Annotated in this window: 19 protein-coding genes; 6 read left to right on the plus strand and 13 right to left on the minus strand. The window is 64.1% G+C overall.

Going from position 1 to position 20,445, the window contains the following annotated elements; translation table 11 throughout:
- Window positions 1-36 precede the first annotated feature (36 nt).
- The 7 genes from ACE039_RS27280 to ACE039_RS27310 all read right to left on the minus strand — a co-directional run bounded on the left by ACE039_RS27280 (window position 37) and on the right by ACE039_RS27310 (window position 6,642).
- Window positions 37-570 (minus strand): hypothetical protein, encoded by a 534-nt coding sequence (locus tag ACE039_RS27280; RefSeq protein ID WP_485823870.1) that lies wholly within the window; start codon window positions 568-570, stop codon window positions 37-39.
- Between the two features lie 6 nt (window positions 571-576).
- Entirely contained in the window at window positions 577-1,299 is a 723-nt protein-coding gene (locus ACE039_RS27285; RefSeq protein ID WP_105556997.1) for a hypothetical protein, read from the minus strand.
- A gap of 132 nt (window positions 1,300-1,431) precedes the next feature.
- Window positions 1,432-2,844, minus strand: a complete 1,413-nt coding sequence (locus tag ACE039_RS27290; RefSeq protein WP_485823871.1) for an aminotransferase-like domain-containing protein — start codon at window positions 2,842-2,844, stop codon at window positions 1,432-1,434.
- 36 nt (window positions 2,845-2,880) lie between these two features.
- Window positions 2,881-3,030, minus strand: a complete 150-nt coding sequence (locus tag ACE039_RS27295) for a DUF2474 family protein (RefSeq protein ID WP_105556995.1) — start codon at window positions 3,028-3,030, stop codon at window positions 2,881-2,883.
- Complete coding sequence (gene cydB, locus ACE039_RS27300; protein ID WP_313459188.1) at window positions 3,030-4,037, minus strand: cytochrome d ubiquinol oxidase subunit II; 1,008 nt, start codon at window positions 4,035-4,037, stop codon at window positions 3,030-3,032. Before cydB ends, ACE039_RS27295 begins: the two co-directional genes overlap by 1 nt.
- Window positions 4,038-4,041: 4 nt before the next feature.
- On the minus strand, window positions 4,042-5,478 hold the full coding sequence (locus ACE039_RS27305; protein WP_485823872.1) for a cytochrome ubiquinol oxidase subunit I: 1,437 nt from the start codon (window positions 5,476-5,478) through the stop codon (window positions 4,042-4,044).
- 282 nt (window positions 5,479-5,760) lie between these two features.
- Window positions 5,761-6,642 (minus strand): EamA family transporter, encoded by an 882-nt coding sequence (locus tag ACE039_RS27310; protein WP_485823873.1) that lies wholly within the window; start codon window positions 6,640-6,642, stop codon window positions 5,761-5,763.
- Window positions 6,643-6,775: 133 nt separating this feature from the next.
- Between ACE039_RS27310 and ACE039_RS27315 the strand changes: the two genes are divergently transcribed.
- Window positions 6,776-7,672 (plus strand): LysR family transcriptional regulator, encoded by an 897-nt coding sequence (locus ACE039_RS27315; protein ID WP_485823874.1) that lies wholly within the window; start codon window positions 6,776-6,778, stop codon window positions 7,670-7,672.
- A gap of 21 nt (window positions 7,673-7,693) precedes the next feature.
- Here the strand turns inward: ACE039_RS27315 and phbB are convergent, their stop codons facing one another.
- Window positions 7,694-8,437: an acetoacetyl-CoA reductase gene (gene phbB / locus ACE039_RS27320; protein WP_448711707.1), complete on the minus strand. Its 744-nt coding sequence runs from the start codon at window positions 8,435-8,437 to the stop codon at window positions 7,694-7,696.
- The gene (locus ACE039_RS27325; RefSeq protein WP_485823875.1) at window positions 8,427-8,894 is read right to left on the minus strand and encodes a hypothetical protein; all 468 of its coding nucleotides are present in this window, start codon (window positions 8,892-8,894) and stop codon (window positions 8,427-8,429) included. The genes phbB and ACE039_RS27325 overlap by 11 nt, the downstream gene beginning before the upstream one ends.
- Before the next feature lie 316 nt (window positions 8,895-9,210).
- On the opposite strand from ACE039_RS27325, the gene ACE039_RS27330 reads away from it, so the two are divergent.
- Window positions 9,211-10,779: an EAL domain-containing protein gene (locus ACE039_RS27330; protein WP_448711706.1), complete on the plus strand. Its 1,569-nt coding sequence runs from the start codon at window positions 9,211-9,213 to the stop codon at window positions 10,777-10,779.
- 15 nt (window positions 10,780-10,794) lie between these two features.
- Here ACE039_RS27330 and kch read toward each other — a convergent pair whose 3' ends face one another.
- Window positions 10,795-12,006, minus strand: a complete 1,212-nt coding sequence (gene kch / locus ACE039_RS27335; protein WP_485823876.1) for a voltage-gated potassium channel protein — start codon at window positions 12,004-12,006, stop codon at window positions 10,795-10,797.
- A 472-nt stretch (window positions 12,007-12,478) separates the two neighbouring features.
- Window positions 12,479-13,291 carry a response regulator transcription factor gene (locus ACE039_RS27340; RefSeq protein WP_485823877.1) on the minus strand — a complete coding sequence of 271 codons (813 nt, stop codon included), beginning with the start codon at window positions 13,289-13,291 and terminating at the stop codon, window positions 12,479-12,481.
- A gap of 724 nt (window positions 13,292-14,015) precedes the next feature.
- On the opposite strand from ACE039_RS27340, the gene ACE039_RS27345 reads away from it, so the two are divergent.
- A complete protein-coding gene (locus ACE039_RS27345; protein ID WP_332007555.1) occupies window positions 14,016-14,411 on the plus strand; it encodes a helix-turn-helix domain-containing protein in 396 nt (131 codons plus the stop codon).
- Here ACE039_RS27345 and ACE039_RS27350 read toward each other — a convergent pair.
- On the minus strand, window positions 14,392-15,540 hold the full coding sequence (locus tag ACE039_RS27350; protein ID WP_485823878.1) for an acyltransferase family protein: 1,149 nt from the start codon (window positions 15,538-15,540) through the stop codon (window positions 14,392-14,394). The two genes, ACE039_RS27345 and ACE039_RS27350, sit on opposite strands and share 20 nt — an antisense overlap.
- A gap of 300 nt (window positions 15,541-15,840) precedes the next feature.
- Between ACE039_RS27350 and ACE039_RS27355 the strand changes: the two genes are divergently transcribed.
- From ACE039_RS27355 to ACE039_RS27365, 3 genes are all read left to right on the plus strand, one after another.
- Complete coding sequence (locus ACE039_RS27355) at window positions 15,841-16,371, plus strand: META domain-containing protein (protein WP_310031825.1); 531 nt, start codon at window positions 15,841-15,843, stop codon at window positions 16,369-16,371.
- 153 nt (window positions 16,372-16,524) lie between these two features.
- Complete coding sequence (locus ACE039_RS27360; protein WP_485823879.1) at window positions 16,525-17,322, plus strand: DUF4377 domain-containing protein; 798 nt, start codon at window positions 16,525-16,527, stop codon at window positions 17,320-17,322.
- Window positions 17,323-17,407: 85 nt separating this feature from the next.
- Entirely contained in the window at window positions 17,408-18,145 is a 738-nt protein-coding gene (locus tag ACE039_RS27365) for a sulfurtransferase (RefSeq protein ID WP_485823880.1), read from the plus strand.
- Window positions 18,146-18,214: 69 nt separating this feature from the next.
- Here ACE039_RS27365 and metG read toward each other — a convergent pair whose 3' ends face one another.
- Complete coding sequence (metG, locus tag ACE039_RS27370) at window positions 18,215-20,359, minus strand: methionine--tRNA ligase (protein WP_485824088.1); 2,145 nt, start codon at window positions 20,357-20,359, stop codon at window positions 18,215-18,217.
- Window positions 20,360-20,445: the final 86 nt, after the last annotated feature.

A 20,445-nucleotide genomic window follows, 5' to 3' on the forward strand; every position in this document is an offset into this window, starting at 1 on the left:
GGAACACCGGGTTGGCGTTCTATCCGCCGGTCGGTGTTACCGCGCCTTATACGCGTCGCACAGCGCCAGATACTCGTCGCCGTCGATCTCCAGCGCCATCGCCGAAATCAGCACGCGCTTCCTGTCCGGCAGGGACGTCTTCAACTGGATCTGCTTGGCGGTCGGAATGCCCACGTAGTTCTGGTTGACGTAGGTGTTCTCGGTGATGGCGCCCCACGGAATGACGGTGCCGTCCGTCAGTTTCAGGCCGTCGCGGGTGAACGTGATGACCGGCGTGGCGGGGCCGAACGCGCGCTTCAGGCATTTGACGACCAGCCAGATGGCGATGGCGGTGATGGCGCCGAAGAACGCCATCCCGCCGGTGTTGCCGCGCGCATTCAACGTCAATGCGCCGAAGGCCAGTGTGGCCAGCAACCACACGACGGCGCCAGCGATCAGGCGATTGCGAGAAAAGTACACCGGTCGATCCGCAAGCGTTTCGGATTGCCGGGCGGTAGAGCTGTAGATTTCCATGTCGAGGCTACGAAAGAAGATGATGGGATGCGTGGCCGGCGCAACGCCGGCAAGCACGTTGGCTTATGCGCCGGGCAGGTACTGGCGCAGACAGGCCAGCATGACCGGTTCGTTGACGATCTTGGAACGGTCGATCTTGTGCGTCTTGCCGCGCGCGACGATGATCAGCGTCTCGTCGGTTTCCATGCCTTCACTGTCGGACTGCGTGCGGATGGAATCGATGGCGGCCCACGGAATCAATTGGCCCTTGTAGGTCAGTCCCGAAGCGTTCATGGACAGCGGGCCGAAGCCGACGGTGTCCTGGGCCTGCAGCCGGCGCAGCGTGACGGCCTCCAGATTGCCGCCGATCGATTCTTCAAGTTGGTCGGCCAGCCCGTAGCCGTCTTCCCAGATCGCCAGGCGGATGCGCACGCGTTCGCCGGCGCGCGTGGTCAGCACCAGATGGTCGCGGTTGTGCTGATGGCGGATCGACGCCACATCGGCATAGGCCAGCTGGCGTGGGCCGATGTGCAGCGCGTGGCTGTCCAGCGTCAGTGCATCTGGCGCGCGCCACCAGGCCACCAGGTCCGATCCGCGCCACAGCAGATAGCCGACGGCCGGCAGCGTCAGGAAGAAGACCAGCCACATGGCGCGGTAGCGCAGCATCTCGATCAACAGGCTGCGAGGCAGCAGCCAGATGTCCAGCGCGGCCAGCAACTGGGCGCTGAACAGGTAAAGCAGGGCGAACGCGCCGGCGTAGCAGCCCAACGCATAGCGCGGCAAAACACGAGGATAAGAGGCGGTCATAGGCAAGGGGCCGCAACGCGGCACCGCTGGAAAATGAAAGGCCTCGAACTCTAATGGATGGCTGTGCTGGGCCCCGTTTCGATCTGTATCAAGAATCGGAATTTCATGTCCTGAACCTGTTAATCAGCTGACTCACGCACTGCCTAGCAGCTTGCCCAGCGTCGCCATCCCTTGCTCCAGGTCCACGCTCCACGGATGGCCGTGGTTCAGTCGCAGGAAATTCCCGAACGCCCCCGACGACGAGAACAACGGGCCGGGCGCGATGCTGATGCCATGGTCCAGCGCGGCGCGGTGAACCTTCAGCGTGTCGATGTGCGCCGGCAGTTCCACCCACACGAAATAGCCGCCGGACGGCCGCGTGGCGCGCGTGCCCTTCGGAAAGTAGCGGGCCACGGCTTGCAGCAGTTCGCCTTGCTGCAAGGCAAGCGCCTGGCGGAACTGGCGCAGATGGCGGTCGAAGCCGCCCTTTTCCAGATAGGCCGCGATGGCGGCTTGCGTGGGCGCGGCGGTCGCCAGGCTGGTGGTCAGCTTGTTGCGCATGATCTTGCGCGTGTAGCGCCCGGCCGCCACCCAGCCCACGCGATACCCCGGCGCCAGCGTCTTCGAAAACGACGAGCAGTGCATCACGATGCCTTCTTTGTCGAAGGCCTTGGCCGGACGTGGCCGCGTTTCGCCGAAGTAGAGTTCGCCGTAGACGTCGTCTTCGATCAGGGCCACGCCGTGCCGGGTCAGCAGCTTGACCAGCGCCTCTTTCTTGCCGTCGGGCATCAGGCTTCCCAGCGGATTCTGGAAGGTCGTCATCAGCCAGCAGGCGCGCGGCCGATGTCGCAGAATGGCCTGTTCCAGCGCTTGCAGGTCGATGCCTTCGCGCGGATGCGTCGCCACTTCAATGGCGTGCAGCTGATTGCGTTCCAGCGATTGCAGCGCGGCGTAGAACGTGGGGGATTCGACGATCACCGCGTCGCCCGGGTTCGTGACCGCGGCCAGGCTCAGGTTCAACGCGTCCAGCGCGCCGTTGGTGATGATGATGTCGTCGACCGGCACGGACACGCCGTCCGCCAGATAGCGCAGCGCGATGGCGCGTCGCAGCGCGGCGTCGCCGGGACTGAGGTCGTCGATGGACCCCCACGGATCCAGCCGCTGCACGGTGGACGCCATGAATTTGGCCAAGCGTCCGTAGGGCAGCAGCGACGGGCTGGGGAAGGCCGAGCCGAAGGGGACCATGTCGCGGCGCAAGGTGGCGTTCAGCACCTGCAGCACGTTGTCGCTGACATCCACCGGGTGGCGGCCCGCGCTGGCGGTTGACAGGGCGTCGGGTTCGGGCAGGGCGCCATGCGGGTCGCGCAGGACGTAATAGCCGGAGCGGTCCCGCGCCCGGATCAGCCCGCGCGCCTCCAGCAGGTAATAGGCCTTGAACACCGTCGACGGGCTGACCCCACGGCTGGTGCTGGTTTGCCGCACGGAGGGCAAGCGGTCACCCACTTGCAGCAGCCCCGATCGGATCGAGGCGGTGATGTCTTCTGTCAGGCGTTCATAGCGCTTCATGAAAGCTCCGTTTCTTTGTGGCCGTGTTCATGGGAATCAGAGCGACATCCCGATAGCGCGCATGACAAGGCGCAGCGCGTAGGCGGTCACGCCAAGCGCGGCCACGCTGGCTGCCCAGATCGCCGCCAGCCACAGCAGGCGGCTGCGCCACGACGGCGCGGGGGCGGGGCGGTTCATCGCGTTCATCAGTGGAACTCCTCGCCGGTACGGACCTTGCCGCGAAAAACGTAGTACGACCAGGCGGTGTACATCAGGATAATGGGAATGATCAGCAAGGCTCCCACCAATGCGAAGCCCAGGCTTTGCGGTGGCGCAGACGCCGCCCAGATCGATACGTCGGGCGGGATGATCGCGGGCCAGATGCTGATGCCCAACCCGCTGTAGGCCAGGAACACCAGGCACAGCGACAGCAGGAACGGGCCAGCGGCAGGCAGCTTGCGCACGCGGCGGATCAGGTCGAAGCCGGCCGCCGCCACCAGAAGCGGAACCGGGAAGAACCAGAACATGTTCGGCAGGCTGAACCACCGCTGCGCGATCTGTGGCTGCGCCAGCGGCGTCCAGACGCTAAGCACGGCGATCACGGCCAGCAGCGCCAGCGTCAGCGGCCGGGCGATATCGCACATGTGGCGGTGCAACCGGCCTTCGGTCTTCATGATCAGCCAGGTGCAGCCCAGCAGCGCGTACCCCGCCAGCAAACCCACGCCCGTGAATATCGAAAACGGACTGATCCAGTCCCACGCGCCGCCGTGGTACGCGCGATCAACCACCGGGATGCCCTCGATGTAGGCGCCCAGCGTCACGCCTTGGAAGAACGTGGCGCAGACGGAACCGAACACGAACGCGCGGTCCCACCAGGCGCGGTGATGTTCGTCTGCCTTGAAGCGGAATTCGAAGGCCACGCCGCGGAAGATCAGGCCCAGCAACATGAAGACCAGCGGCAGGTGCAGCGCGCTGAGAATGACGGAATAGGCCAACGGAAATGCCGCCATCAGGCCGGCGCCGCCCAGCACCAGCCAGGTCTCGTTGCCGTCCCACACCGGCGCCACCGTGTTGACCATGACATCGCGTTCATCGCGGTCGCGGATCAGTGGGAAAAGAATGCCGATGCCCAGGTCGAAGCCGTCCATCACCACATACATCATCACGCCGAACAGGATGATGACGGCCCATATCAGTGCAAGATCGATGCCCATGGCCTCAGACTCCTGATTGCGTGCGTTGCGCGAGCTGGGCGCCCGCCAGGGTGGATGCGGCGGACAACGGCCGAGACGGTTGGCGCGGTTCGCCCGGCCCGCCGGACAGCGGCGCGTGGCCGGGCGCGGGGCTGGGACCCATGCGGATCAGCCGCAGCATGTAGGACACGCCGGCGCCGAACACCAGCAGGTACACGACCACGAACAACGTCAGCGTCAGTGTCAGTTCGCCCAGCCCGTGGGGGGTAGCCGCGTCCGCCGTGCGCATCACGCCATAGACGATCCAGGGCTGGCGGCCGATCTCGGTGACATACCAGCCGGCCAGCATCGCCACGATGCCAGACGGTCCCATCCACAGCGCAAAGCGTTGCAGCGCGCGCGATTCATACAGCCGGCCGCGCCAGCGAGTCCACAGCGCCCAGCCCGCCAGCAGGATCATCAGCGTGCCAAGCCCGGCCATGACGCGGAACGACCAGAACACCACGGTCGCGTTCGGCCGGTCTTCGGGCGGATACGACTTCAAACCGGGGAACTGGCCGTCCCAGCTGTGCGTGAGGATCAGGCTGCCCAGGCGCGGCACGTTCACCGCGTATCGCGTTTCCTCGCGCTCCATGTCGGGAATGCCGAAGAGCGTCAGCGGCACGCCCGCGTCCGGCTCGTTTTCCCAATGGCCTTCGATGGCCGCGATCTTGGCGGGCTGGTGCTTCAGCGTGTTCAAGCCGTGGATGTCGCCCACCACGGCTTGCAGCGGCGCGACCAGCAGCAGCATGCCCATTGCCATCGCGAACATCTTCTTCACGGCCGGGCTGCGGTCGCCGCGCAGCAGGTGCCACGCGCCGGACGCGCCTACCATCAGCGCGGTGGCCAGGAAGGCGGCGATGCCCATGTGCGCCAGGCGGTAGGGGAAGGACGGATTGAAGATCACGGCCAGCCAATCGGTGGGCACCACGCGGCCGTCCAGGATTTCGTAGCCCGCGGGCGTCTGCATCCAGCTGTTGGACGCCAGGATCCAGGTGGCCGACACCAGCGTGCCCAGCGCCACCATGATGGTCGAGAAAAAGTGCAGGCCGGGGCCCACGCGCGACCAGCCGAACAGCATCACGCCCAGGAACCCGGCTTCCAGAAAGAAGGCGGTCAGCACTTCGTAGGCCAGGAGCGGCCCCGTGACGCTGCCCGCAAAATCGGAAAAGAAGCTCCAGTTGGTGCCGAACTGATAAGCCATCACCAGACCGGACACGACGCCCATGCCGAAGTTGACGGCGAAGATCTTGGTCCAGAAATGGTAAAGGTCGCGATAGACGGTTTTTTGCGTTTTCAGCCACAGACCTTCCAGCACGGCCAGATAACTGGCCAGCCCGATGGTGATCGCGGGGAAAACGATGTGGAAAGAAATGGTGAAGCCGAACTGTATTCGGGCAAGCAATAGCGCGTCGCTATCCATAGCGGTCTTCCTGACTTCGTCGCCGGCGCGGGCAACCGTCACAAGACGGCATGCGCAGGCGGGTGTTGAACCTACCGCACGAAGTTAGGATATGGAGACTGCTTAGTACAGATTCAGAAAACGCTTAAAAAAGCGGATCAGTTGTATGAAATGCAGGCGGTTTCACGACCCGCCATAGGGGAAAAGCCATCAGTTCAGATGCGATGCGGGGTTGCGAGTTACAAAAAAAGCAGTACAGGCGCTGCGGGTGCGTCCCCTGATCCGCAGGCCGGGACGCACGGCTCAGGGCGCAGGCCTGACGGCCAGCGGCGCGGCGGGCAGCCGTTGCGCGCGCTGACTTAACCAGACGCTGGCCACCACGATCGCCATGCCGGCCATTTGCGCGGCGCTCAGGCTTTGACCCAATATGCTCCAGCCCAACAACACTGCGGATATCGGGCTGAGAAACCCCAGCGACGACACCACCGCGGGTTCCAACCTGGATACGCCACGGAACCACAGCACGTAGGTCAACGCGGCGCCGATCAGCCCCAGATACGCCAGGCCCGTCACGTTCAAGGCGGTAAGCGGCGGCAACGCGGGCTCGGCCAGCAACGCCACCGGCAACAGCAGGATCCCGCCCGCGGACAACTGCCAGGATGTGAATGTCAACGCCGACACAGGAGGCTGCCAACGCCGGCTTAGCACGGTGCCCAACGCCATCGATGCCGCGCTGGCCAAGCCGGCGGCAATGCCCACCGGATCCAAGGCCGCCCTGGGCGTCAGGACCAGCAGCGCCACGCCAGCCAGACCGGTGATCGCTGCAACCACGGACAGGCTGCGGATGGGCGAACCCAGCAGCGCGCGGGCCAGCAGGATCACCCCCAGCGGCTGAAGCGCGCCCAATGTGGCCGCCACGCCGCCGGGCAGGCGGTACGCGGCAACGAACAACAGCGCCCAGAACACCGAAAAATTCAGCGCGCCCAGGATGAAGGCGCGCAGCCACCAGATGCCGTGCGGCAACTGACGCACCGCCAGCAGCAGCAGGATGCCCGCGGGCAGCGCGCGCAGCATGGCGACGGTCAACGGATAGTCCGCAGGCAGCATCAAGGTGGTGACGACGTAGGTGCTGCCCCAGATGGCGGGCGCCAGCGCGGTCAGCAGAAGGTCGGAACTGCGGCTCATGGGAGTGTCCAGTCGTTAAGGGGGCGGCGCCGTTTTTCGCGTTGCCGGATCCATTCCCACAGGCTAATTGAATCCGGTCGATACGATAATATCCATTCCAATCGCAATATCATTCACTGATGGTGAATAATCAATGGATCATCTGACGGCATTGAAGGTGTTCCGGCAGGTCGTGGAACAAGGCGGCTTCGCGTCGGCATCGCGCCAGTTGGGCTTGTCGCCCGCCGCAGTCAGCAAGAACATTGCCGAACTTGAACGCCATGTGGCCGCAAGGTTGCTGAATCGCACGACCCGGCGCATGAGCCTTACCGAAGCGGGCACGCGCTATTACGAGCAGGTCGCGCGCATTCTGGATGACCTGCAAGAGGCCGAGCGGTCGCTGGGGCCTCTGCAGAGTGAGCCTTCAGGCACCTTGCGCGTCAGTGCACCCATGTCGCTCAGCCTGCTTCGCATCTGTCCCGCCATTCCGGCATTCCTGGAACGCTATCCCCAGGTGTCGCTGGACCTGAATCTGGAAGACCGGCGCGTCGATATCGTCAAAGAAGGATTCGATCTGGCGATCCGGGGCACCGATCGCCTGGAAGATTCCAGCCTGGTCGCCCGCAAGCTGATGACGCTGGACCACGTGCTGTGCGCGGCTCCGTCCTACTTCCGGCGCGTGGGCATGCCGGCTTCGCCCGAGGCCGTGCGCACCATGGAACGGGTGCAGTTCACGTTGTCCGGCCATGCGGATGAATGGGTGTTCACGCGGGCGGGGCAGACACAGCGCGTGCCGGTTCGGGGGCGCTACAAGGTCAGTTCCAGCCTGGCGGTGCGCGATGCGCTGCGGGCAGGGTTCGGGGTCAGCCTGGTGCCGCTGGTGTATGTGCAGGGTGACCTGGACAGCGGCGCGCTGCAAGCCGCGCTGCCAGATTGGCGGCCCGTCGAAACCTATGTCTATGCGGTTTATCCGTCGCGCCGCCACATGGTGGCAAAGGTGCGGGCCTTTGTGGATTTCCTGCTTGAAGAACTGGGCGCGCAGCCTGCTTGACCGCCGCGCGCCGTCCGGGCGTCAGTCCATGTGCTGGCCGCCGTTCATGGCCACATTGCTGCCGGTCATGAAGCCCGCCGCATCGCTGCAGATGAAGGCGACCAAGGCTGCGACTTCCTCCGGCTGGCCCAATCGGCCGACCGGGATCTGCGGCAGGATTTTCTCCTTCAAGACCGCTTCGGGCACCACCCGCACCATCCGCGTGTCCAGATAGCCGGGCGACACGGTGTTGACCGTGACCCCCTTGCTGGCAAGTTCCAGCGCCAGCGATTTGGTAAATCCGTGCATGCCGGCCTTCGACGCCGCGTAGTTGGTCTGCCCGAACGCGCCCTTGCTGCCGTTCACGGACGAAATGTTCACGATACGGCCCCATCCTCGGTCCGCCATGCCGCCGCACAACGGTTGCGTCATGTTGAACATCGAATCCAGGTTGCTGCGCAGGACTTCCGACCAGTTCTCGAAACTCATTTTTCGCAGGCGGGCGTCTCGGGTGATGCCGGCGTTATTGACCAGGATGTCGATCTGGCGGCCGTCGCGTTCCAGGCGGCTCATCAGTGACTGGCATGAGGCGTAGTCGCCCACGTCCACCTGGTAAAGGGCAAAGTGGCGCCCGTTGGCCGCTTCTTCGTCGGCCCATGCCCGCGTTGCGTCTTCGCTGGCATGGTAGGTGACGATGACGTCATGGCCCGCGTCGCACAGCGCCCGCGCGATGGCCCGGCCCAAGCCGCCACCGCCGGTGACCAGCGCCGTGCGCTTAGCCGTCATGGCGGTCGCCCGGTTGGCTCGCATCGCGCATCGCGGAACATGCCGCCGCCATCTGGTTCGACATCGTGGACCACATCTGCGTCAGGGGCGATGCGTCGACCGCCATGCCGGCGCCGGTGGCGCTTTTGAACCAGCCGCTCATGGCTTCGCCCAAGCCGGCGGCCATGGCCGCCTGTTCTTCCAGCGCGGCGTGGGTGATGGCCTGGCTGGCTTCCAGTTGGCACTGCCATTGCTTGCGGGTGATTTCGCCCAGGGCCGGAGCGATTTCGTGCCAGTCTCCACCGGGGTTCAGCGGGCCGAGGGTGGCCAGATAGCGGGCGGCGTTGTCATCGGCCAGGCGGCGGCCAAGCGTCATCCAGCGTTCCTGGCTTTCTTGCGCAAGCTGGGCCAGCCGTTGGTAGTAGGCGGCGTTGGCGCCGGCGATTCCTGGGGTCGTGGGGGCAGTAGTCTTCTTCATCATCCGTCCTTTTAAAAGAGTGGTAAGGGGAAACGAATCAGCCCTCAAGCCGTCTGGCCCAAGGTCTTGCGAATATGCGCCGCCGTGAAGTCGCCCGGGGGGCGTAGCGAACTACGAGCGTCAACAATAGCCCAGCCAAGGGCGGTACGGCCAGCCCCGGCCCCTTTCATTGTGGACGCCGCTGCCCATGCGTTCCTTGACGCGGGTCAAGCCGGCCCGGCGTCTTGACGCTGGATCGCGCATGGTGTCCTATCCATCCAGGGAGTCATTCCACAATGACGGAATTTCCAGCGAGGCACTATTGTCGACATCAGGAATGACGGTTCGGGTGCCATCATGGCGCTATCTGCCGGTGGCGTTCGCCCTGGTCGTTCCCGTTTTGCTGTGCGTGGCCTGGACATGGCTGCATGCCAAGAACGAACAGCGCCATGCGGCCGAAGCCGCGGCAAAGATCGTCCGCGTCCAGGTCGAGAACATCCTTTCGCAGGCCTGGTCCCTGCTGGACCGGGTGGCGGAACTGACGCCCCAGCCTTGCTCCGCCGTGCTGCCGTCGCTGCAACGCTGGAGCGCGCTGAATCCGTACTTCCGCGCGCTGGTCCTGGCCAACAGCGATCACATCTATTGTTCGTCCGTGATCGGCACCGTCGATTTCTCCATTGGAGATTTCCGCAAATGGCCCATCAAGGGCACACCCGACCGCTGGCTTTTCTCGGTGGCGGGCACGCCGTTGGCGCCGGATCGGCCGGCGATCCTGCTGGGCAAGCCGGGCGCGCCGGGATATAGCGGCGCGGTCGCCGTGGATGGCCGCTACATACTGGACTTGCTGAACGCCGTCGCGACGCTGGGCGATTACCGACTGGAGCTCACGGTGGGGGACGGCGCCCCGATTCGCAGCGAGTCCGGCAATGGCGCAACCGGCCCCGCCGGACTCGTGTACGAGGAAGTCACGCGCAACAGCGGCCGCGTGGCGCTGTCCATCAATGTCAAGGCGCCGTCGGAAAGCGTGGTCACCGCATGGCAGCAACTGATGTTGAGCTACTTGCCCGCAGCCATGCTGATCGGCGCGGGGCTGGCCGTCGCCGCCTACCGCCTGCAAGTGAACCGCCTGTCGTTCAAAGAGCAGTTGCGGCGCGCCATGCTGGCCGACGAATTCCAGGTGTACTACCAGCCGGTATATGGCCAACAGACAGGCCAATGCGAGGGCGTCGAGGCGCTGATGCGCTGGAACCGCCCAGGCGTGGGATTCGTGCGGCCAGACATCTTCATCGCGGCCGCCGAGGCCGAGGACATGATCATTCCGTTGACGCGGCATCTACTGCGGCTGATCGAACGCGACCTGCAAACCTGGAACACGCCGCCAGACTTCCATGTGGGCGTGAACCTGGCGCCCGAGCATCTGTCCAGCAGCGGGCTGGTCGCTGAAATCCAGGCCTTTCGCGCCAACGTCGCGGCGCGGCGGCCGCTGATCGTGCTGGAAATCACCGAGCGCAGCCTGATCTCGGACAACGGTCAGGCGCGCCGCAACATCGATGCATTGCGCGCCGAGGGCGTGCGGGTGGCTATCGACGATTTTGGTACGGGCCACTGTTCGCTGTCGTATCTGCAGAAGTTCCCGGTGGATTACCTGAAGATCGACAAGGGCTTCGTGCACGCCATCCAGCCCACGGGCGAAGAGGCGCCGGTGCTTGACGTCATCATTACGCTGTCGCACCGGCTGAACATGGCGGTCGTGGCGGAAGGCGTTGAAACGCAAGTGCAATTCGATTACCTGACCTCGCGTGGCGTGGCCTTCATACAGGGCTATCTGTTTGCCCGGCCGATGCCCTCGGCGGAATTCCTGCGTTGGTACGCGAGGCACTCGCCGCCGGGTTCCCAGCCCGCCTGAACTGGCCTGGTCCAGTCAGGACGGCTTGGGCGCTGTCGCGGCTTTGGCGAAGAACAGGTCCGTGATGGCCTGGCTGTCCATGGGCTCGCCATTGATGGCGCGGGTCAGCAGTTCGGCGCCCAGCAACTGCACCGAGAAGACCATGTCCGGCTGCACGCGCCGGATCTTTTCCAGATGCTTGCTGGTGTTGACCAGCGCAACCGTCTTGGCGCCGCTGTCGCCGGTGGCTTCTTTGGCCGCCAGCACGATGAATGCGTTCTCGGCATCGTCGGCGCGTAGCGCCAGCACGTAGCGCGCGCGCGTGACGCCCGCGGCGCGCAACACTTCCACGCTTGAGGGATCGCCTTCGATCAGGTCCGCCGCAGCCGGATATTCCTGCGGAGCGCCGGCGGGCACGATGACCGTGACCTCTTCGCCGCGGCGGCGCAAGCCGTCGTAGACGCTTAGCGCCAGCGGGGTCTCGCCTGCAATGATGATGTGATTTTTGCGCATGGCGGTGGAGAACCTGCCTTTGACCAGCCGCTTCAGATTTCCGCCGATCACCGGGCCGGCGATCGCGCTGATGGAAGTGGCGAAGACGGTGATGCCAAGAATGATAATCGACGCCGTGAACAGCCTGGCGGTGATGGTGTGCGGCGTGATGTCGCCATAGCCCACCGTGGACATGGACACAATCGAGAAATAGAACGCGGTGCCCGCGTCCAGGATGGGCGGATTGAATTCGTTGCCCAGGTATAGCGTGCCGAACACCGCGTAGATCAACAGCGATAGCACGCTGACCAGCGCGAACAGTGAACCCGCCGTGACGCTGGCGCGGTCGAAGCGCCGCCAGTAGACGATCAGCGCGATCACCAGCACCAGCGTATAGACGCCCAGTCCCGCGCGTCCGCCCTGGCCCAGGATGCCGAAGGTGCCGATGCCGATCAGCAGCACCAGCGAGAACGCCCATGCGATGCGGGCCTTCAATATGAGGCCCAGCGCAATGACCTGCAGGCCCACGCCCAGCACCAGGCGGGGAATCTCCAGCAGCCCCACCACGCGCATGACCTCATGCCAGTTGTCCAGCGCCAGCCAGAATGAGTATTCGCGGGCACGTACTTCGCGCAGCACGGGATGCATGAAGGCATATCCGTCCAGCGCCACAAGGATGGCCAGGCACCAGTTGGGCGGAAAGAACGCCAGCACTTTTCTGAAACGATGCCGCAAGGAGAGGTACGGAAGGGGCATTGGGGGCGTGTCCTTTTTCGCCATTTTAGGGCGGCAGGCACACCGCTCTGCTATATCTAATAGGTATAGAAGGCTATCAACAAAGAATTACTGCATTCAGGCCCGAAGTCCTAAACTTCTTCCATCACGCGGCTATCCAAGAGGAAAACCGCTGATACGGGCGATAAGCCCGCCAGTAGTCAGGGCGGGCCCGGACCCCGGGCGTTGATCACGTTGCAGCTTGCGCGGGGACTAGAGACCCCGCTCAGGTTCACGGTCGGACCGTGCGTGAGTAGTATGAGGCACGAATGTTGGAATCGCGTGATCCAGGTAGAAGGCATCAGTGCCGGCTGATGACTCCGGGTTCACGTGTTGTTTTAGCGCGGCGTCTTACCTCTCGGGGGCAGCGCCGCGTTTTTTTCGCCTGTCGCGCACGCGGGCACCATCGCCCGGTCATCGCGGCTGCGAATCGCCCCATGGGTGGCGATCCGCCTTATGTCGACGCGCTTGCGTCCGCCGTCTCGCGGCGCCAGTCCTCCAGCCCGTCCATGCGGCTGTCATCCCCCGTATCCCGATAGTCCAGGTCCAGCGTGATGTCCGCGGCGAACATGTAGCCCCAGCCATGCACGGCGCGGATCGGCAGCGTCATCTGATTGGCGGCGGCCTTGCGACGCAGGCGGCTGATCATCACGTCCACGAAGCGGCGGCGCGTGATGCCGCTATCAGCGTCTTCCGCGCCATCGGCATAGAAAGCGTCGCGGCTGATCTTGCGGTCGGGGGCGGCCACCAGGCGCGACAGGAAGTCGCGCTCGCCCGTCGTCAGGCCCAGGGTGCGGCCGCCGGGGTGGACCAGCGTCCAACCTTTATTGGCCAGCCGCCAGGTTTCCAGGGCGGGTTCTTCCGCGTGCGTGTCCGACGCGGCGTCCATGCCATCCAGCCCTACCGCACGGCGCACCAGCGCCTGCAGCACCGCCGCAAGTTCCAGTCCGCTCACGTCGGGCGGCAGGCAGGCGTCCGCGCCGCAGAGCAGGGTGCGGATGCGGCTTTCGGTATCGGCGAACGTGGCAATCGCCACAATGCCCAGGCCGCGGTCCACCGCGCGTAGCCGGACCGCGGCGTTGTGGATGTCGGGCAGCGGCGCTTCCAGCACGACTAATGGGCTGGGCCTGCGGGAGTACCGGTCATAGACATCCACCAGGTCGTAGCAACGGCGTACGCTGAAGCCCAGGTGGGACAGGGCGTCTTCCAGCCTGGCATGCCTGGCGTCGTCCTGCCCCAGGAAAATGACATCCAGCGTATTGTTCATTGATGCTTCCAATGAGGTGGCCCCGCCTGGGCGCGGCGCTTGAAAGCGAAGCGCGTCGGCCTCGGCAGTCCTGGCATAGCTTCCCTTTCTAAGCTGCGCGCCATGACGGGACCGTCTGGCGGTGTTGTTTGAATGTGGGCGGAGGGGCTGGACGCTTGTCCAGGTTCTGTGCGCTAGCGGCCAGCCTGACCGGGCCGGGATCCTGTCCGGCTGCGTGGCTGCGGCGTTATCGCCCCGGGCCGCCTGTGACTCGGCTCACATGGAAGTCACGCCCGTGTTTCATTTAAACACGGGCGTGTTTTTTTGTGAAGATACGTTTCTGTAGTTTCTGATGGTAACTTCGCGTCCTGGCCAAACTCCGTGCAAGCGGTGGGGCCGCTGTCGATTGAGGCTGCGGCGACGATAGATTATTTAGTATTAGCGATACATTATTTTCTATTTTTAATCCCGGATTGCCCATAAACTCGGGACGGATTTTTCTGGAATGGACGTCGGCCGCGACGGCGCAAGGAGTCCGCTGGCACCTTGGAAAGTCTTGGTAAGTCAATGGCAGGTATGGGTTTTTCCGGATTACGCCAAGAATGCCGCGCCCGCGCGGGTCAACGGGTAAAGCGCTTAAGCAGGTGAATATTGCGATTTATGGATTAGCCCGCAAATTGGGGTGTAGTCCGTTTATTTGGCGCCAGTATTGAGATGTTTTAATTAAATAAATAAATTCATATTAATGTCTCAGGTTGATCGATTGGACACGTTTAGCCATCGTCTGCGCAACGCAAGAGTGCTTCAGGGATGGACTCAAAAGGACTTGGCGGTCGCAAGCAACCTGTCGCAAAGCGCCATCGGCAACTACGAAAGCGGGCAACGCCAGCAACCCTCCAGCGATGCGCTCATCAAGTTGGCCCGCGCATTGCGGGTCAGCCCGATGTGGCTCAGCACCGGCGAGGGGCCGATGTTGAATTCCGGTTATTCCGGGCCAGCCGTCAATGTGGGCGATATCGCCCACCCGCCGGCCTGGCCGTTCGAATCTGTGTCGTACGCCACCTATTCGCGGTTGAGCTCGCAAGAAAAGCGGCAGATCGAACTGGTGCTTGCCGCCTATATCAAGGCGCGCGGTGAATAGAGCCCAACGCCTGGCCCGGTTGCGCGGGCCGTCGCGGGTTCGTCGCCGGAACCTTGTCGCCGCTTGGCGGGTCGCTGCGCAACCGGCTGCGTAAACGTTCCACCGGATCCGCGATCAAGCCGTTAAGCAGCGCTGAAAACGCGATGCAGCCCGTGACCACCAGCGCCGTAAAGAGCATGGGCTGATTCGTCTCGACGTCGTTCAGCAGCCAACTGAAGAACATGATCACCAGTGAATGGCAGATGTAGATCGGGTAGCTCAATTCCCCGATCGCCTTGTCCAGCCGGTGGCGCGACTGAAACAGGAACGCCAGCGGCAGCAGGGCTGCGAACAGCAGCACCGCCAGCGCATCGCGCACGTTGTGGTTCAGTCCGATCGAAAAGTGCAGCACGCAATAAACGACCAGCACGGCGGTGCCCGCTTCGGGTAGCCGAGGGATCCGCCGGGTCCAGGCTTTGCAGCGCGGCAGCAGCACTTGGTGGGACAGCGAGCCGACCAGAAACAGCGCAAGTTCCGTCGGGAAGAAGCGATAGGTCCAGGGGTCGGTCATGCCGATGCCGGTCGCTACAAGCACCGCGCGCAACGCCATCGATGCCACAAGCAGCGCCATCAGCCGGCGCGGGGAATGCAGCACGAAGGGAGCCACCAGGTAGAAGCTCATCTCCACGCCCAGCGTCCACGCCTGCGGCACCAGCAGCCCCTGATACAAGGGCACTTCACTGCGCGCGAAGTTGCCCGTAAACGCCAGCGCGCCATCTTCGATCCCGAAGAACATCAGCCAGTCCTGGCCCAGGATGAGCACGTTTGCCAGCGCCAGGAACAGCTCGGCGGAAAAGGGCAGGGCCTCGTAGATGCGAAAGAACGCGCCGCCGCTCAGCACGTGCGCCATCAGCGTCAGGGCCGCCACCGCCAGATAAATGGGGAAGAGCCGCAGGAAGCGATTGGCGTAGAACTTGCCAGTGGCTCCCTGATAGTTGTCCGTCGCCGTCAGGACAAATGAAATCAGGAAGCCGGAAATTACATAAAACAGCTGCACCGCAAGCCGGCCGCCGACCAAGTGATCGGCATAGCCGCCGCCCAGGTGGTCCAGCACCACTGATAGCGCCAATAACGTTCTTAAAAAGCCCATCGCCGTGTCTCCCCGTCGTTTTATTGTTGGCCCCATGGGCCGGACACCTGCGTCTGCGGTATGTATAAGACCGACGGCGTTTCTCCATGTTGCTGGGGTTTGCCGGACATGTGGTCTGCAACGATTCTGCGCGTCGCCCGGCAGTGCCGCCATGCGGCATTCGATGCAGGACCCTGCATCATCGGTGTGGATACCGGCCTGCCTTTGCTGCTTTTGGATACGGCTGTAGGGGGGAGGAAAGGACGTCCTGGCCTCGTGCCGGTTACAGTCGGGGATGTGATTTTTTTAGGAGTGCCATCCATGCTTACCCATTTGTCTTCGCGCGGCCGGGCGCTGTGCCTGAGCCTTCTGACTGTCGCATTGGCGGGTTGCGCGGGGTCCACAGGGGGCGCGCGTCCGGAAGGCGCCGCGGCGGCCAACGCGGCCAGCAGCGCGGATTCGTTGGCCCAGACCAGTTGGGAACTGGTGCGCTGGACGCAAGCCGGCGGCGCGTTGCGGGACATCCCGCATGGCGACAATGGCGAACCGGTGCGCCTGACGTTCCTGGCCCAGGGCAAGCAGTACCAGGTGAACGGCTTTTCGGGCTGCAATCGCTACATGGGTTCGTACAAGCTGGAAAGCGGCAAACTCTTCATCAATGCGCCGGCCTCGACCCGCATGGCTTGCCCGGCGCCTGAACGCGCCAAACTGGAAGCGGATTATCTGCGCGGCCTGACGGCCATCGATACCTTCACGCTGGATAACGGCGGGGCGCCGCGGCACCTGACGTTCAACCTGCGCGGCGGCGATGTCCTGGAATTCGAGCGGCGCCAGGATCCTCCCACGCCGTAACGCCTGGCGCGACGACGCGACGCCGCGGATAGCCGTTTCAGCGTGTTTTCGGGGTGAAAACAGGGTCGGGGCACGCCTACAATGGCGCTGCCCGATCCTGGCAGCCTAGCGCGGGGCCGGGCCTTTCCTTGCTGAGATTCCGGGAGACCCCCCATGCCCTTTACCGCTTCCTTGCGCTGGCTGGCGCCATGCCTGCTATCCATCGGCCTGGCCGCTTGCGCGTCCTCGCCGCAGCGCGCCGCCGACGGGCAGGATCCCCGTTACCAGCCCGCCTCGGCGTCGGACATCCTGGCGCAAACCAGCTGGGACCTGGCGCGGTGGACGCAGCCGGGCGGCGGATTGCGCACCATCCCGCATCCGTCCTCGGGGTCGCGGCCCCTGACCGTTACCTTCATCCACGACCGGGGCTCCCCGCGCATGTCCGGCTTCGCGGGATGCAACCAGTACAACGCGCCCTATACCGTGGCCAACGGCCAATTGATCGTGCAGGCGAATCCGGTGGCGACGATGATGGCCTGCGCTGCGCAGAACATGGCGCTGGAGCGCGCCTTCCTGGACGGCCTGACCCGCATCACCGCCACGTCGCTGGACAACACCAACAACCCGCAGCGCATGACGTGGGTGCTCAGCACGGGCGATACGCTGGACTTCGGCCGTCGCGTCGACCCGGTGGCGGGCGGCCAGGCGGGGCCGACCAAGCTGGTCTATGTGAATTCGGAGCGCGTGCCCTGCAACGCCGGCGCGGGCCGCACCCTGTGTTACCAGGTGCGCGATAGCGCCGCGCAGCCGTGGCAGTTCTGGTACGGGGACATCACCGGCTTCAATTTCCAGCCAGGCATCCGCTACCGCCTGCGCGTGGTCGAGGTCGCCGACCCGAATCCGCCAGCCAACGGTTCGTCCATGCGCTGGGTGCTGGACGCCGTGATCGAGCAGGAAATCGTTAATCGTTGAGCCGGATCAAGGCGGGCGGGAGGCGGCGCAACGCGCCCACCGATTACTATTACGGGCTTCGCCGTCCGCTTTTCTTCGCTTTGCCATGACTTCCGTCGTCAATATCGCCGCCTACAAATTCGTTTCGCTGGACTCGCTGCCCGACCTGCGTGCCCGCCTGCTGGCTTTGGCCGGCGACGCCGCGCTCAAGGGCACCATCCTGTTGGCCGAAGAGGGCATCAACCTGTTCCTGGCCGGTTCGGCCGAGGGCATCGACCACTTTCTGCAAACGCTGCGCGCAGACGCACGTTTCGCCGACCTTGAGGTCAAGTTCAGCCACAGCGTAGACGTGCCATTCCGCAAGCTGCTGGTGAAGATCAAGCGCGAGATCATCCGCATGGATCACCCCACGATCCGGCCCGAGGCCGGCCGTGCGCCGGGCGTGGACGCGCAGACGCTGGCCCGCTGGCTGGCCCACGGCATGGACGATGCCGGCCGCCCCGTCGTGATGCTGGACACCCGCAACGCGTTCGAAGTGGATGAAGGCACGTTTAAAAACGCGATCGATTGGCGCATCGACCGCTTCACGCAATTCCCCGCCGCAGTCCAGGCGCACCGCGCCGAACTCGAAGGCAAGACCGTCGTCAGCTTCTGCACGGGCGGCATCCGCTGCGAGAAAGCAGCCATCTACATGAACGAAGCCGGCATTCAGAACGTGTATCAGCTGGACGGCGGCATCCTGAAGTACTTCGAGGAGACCGGCGGGCCGGGCTACGAAGGCAAGTGCTTCGTGTTCGACGAGCGGCATTCGCTGGACCCGGGGTTGGCGCCCAGCAAGGCTTAAGTCCGGTCGCACAACAAAAAGCCCACCAATTTCTTGGTGGGCTTTGTACTTGCGGGTCGGGTTGCGCGATCAGCGCACGCGCATGCCGGGCTTGGCGCCCGGGAACGGTTCCAGCACGTAGATGCCGGCGTCCACGGCTTCGTCAGCGTGGCTGGCCGCCAGCACCATGCCTTCGGATACGCCGAATTTCATCTTGCGCGGGGCCAGGTTGGCCACCATGACGGTCAGTTTGCCGATCAGGTCTTCGGGCTTGTAGGCAGACTTGATGCCCGAGAACACGTTGCGGTGGCGGCCTTCGCCCACGTCGAGCGTCAGGCGCAGCAGCTTGGTGGAGCCTTCGACGTGTTCGCAATTGACGATCTGCGCGATGCGCAGGTCGACTCGGGCGAAGTCGTCGATGGAGATCGTTTCAGCCACCGGCTCGCCGCCAGGCACCACCACCGGGGCGGCGGGCGGTTCGAACAGGTCTTCCAGCATCTGTGGTTCGACGCGCTGCATCAGGTGCTTGAACGGCGCGACGCGCTGCGGCAGCACGGCGGCGTCGGCCCACGTGAACGGGGCCTGGGCGCCGAACAGTTCCTGCGCCACGCGTTCGGTCAGCGACGGCAACACAGGGGCCAGCATCACGGACAGGGCCTTGAAGCCCGCCAGCGAACGCGAGCAGATGTCCTGCAGCGCGGCTTTTTGCGCGTCGTCGGCGGTAGCGATGCCCTTGGCCAGGACCCACGGCTGCGCCGTGTCGAATGCCTGGTTGATGCCGTCGGCGTAGGCCATGATTTCGCGGATGGCGCGGTTGTATTCGCGCGCTTCGAACGCGGCACGGATGGATTCCGCCTGTTCGGCGTATTCGGCGGACAGCGCGGCGGTGTCGCCGGAATAACCCAGTGCGCCGTCGAAGTGCTTGGTGATGAAGCTGGCGGCGCGGCTGGCGATATTGACGTACTTGCCGACCAGGTCGCTGTTGACCCGCGCGATGAAGTCTTCGGGGTTGAAGTCCATGTCTTCGACCCGCGCGTTCAGCTTGGCGGCGATGTAATAGCGCAGCCATTCCGCGTTCATGCCGATTTCCAGGTAGCGCAGCGGCGAGATGCCGGTGCCGCGGCTCTTGGACATCTTTTCACCGCTGACGGTGATGAAGCCGTGCACGTTCACGGCGTCCGGCGTTTTGCGGCCGGCGAATTTCAGCATTGCGGGCCAGAACAACGCGTGGAAGTACACGATGTCCTTGCCGATGAAGTGGACTTGCTCGGTCGTGCCGTTGGGATCCAGCAACGCGTCGAAATCCAGGCCCTTGACCTCGCAATACGACTTCAGCGACGCCAGGTAACCCACCGGCGCGTCCAGCCACACGTAGAAGTACTTGCCCGGCGCGTCGGGGATCTCGATGCCGAAGTAGGGCGCATCGCGCGAAATGTCCCAGTCGCCCAGCTTGGCTTCGCCGTCTTCGGCGCCCAGCCATTCGCGGGTCTTGGCCAGCATTTCCGGTTGCAGGTGCTTGCCGCCGTGGGCGTTCGAGCCCGTCGTCCATTGCTGCAGGAATTCCACGCAGCGCGGGTCGGACAGCTTGAAGAAAAAGTGGTCCGACGACTTCAGCACCGGCGTGGCGCCAGTCAGCGCCGAGTACGGGTTGATGAGTTCGGTGGGCGCGTAGACGGCGCCGCAGACTTCGCAGGAATCGCCGTACTGGTCCTTGGCGTGGCACTTGGGGCATTCGCCCTTGATGTAACGGTCGGCCAGGAACATGCCCTTGACCGGATCGTAAAACTGTTCGATCGAGCGCGTTTCGATCAGGCCCTGGGCCTTCAGGGCGCGATAGATATCGTGGGACAGCGCGACGTTCTCGGCGGAGTCCGTGGAATGCCAGTGATCGAAACGGATGTGGAAGCCGTTCAGGTATTGCGGGCGCTCAGCGGCGTAGCGGGCAACCAGCGCCTGCGGCGTGATGCCTTCTTTTTCGGCCTTCAACATGATGGGCGCGCCGTGCGCGTCATCCGCCCCTACGAAGTGCACCGTGTGGCCTGCCATTCGCATCGAACGAACCCAGATATCAGCCTGGATGTACTCCATGATGTGGCCGATGTGGAAAGATCCGTTGGCGTAGGGCAGCGCAGTGGTGACAAATAGGGTGCGAGACATGGTTGTCAGTAGAGGTTGAGGGGAAAAAGGGGTGTTGGCCGGCCATTTTAGGGCAACGGAGACGACTTGCCCGGCCAGGGGCGCGTCGGTGCCCGAAAACGACGCAACCCGCCTATCGCAACGCTGCGAAGGAGGCGGGTTGAAGGAATGCGGTTACAGGCCGG

The sequence above is a fragment of the Achromobacter maghribensis genome (genome assembly GCF_057334215.1).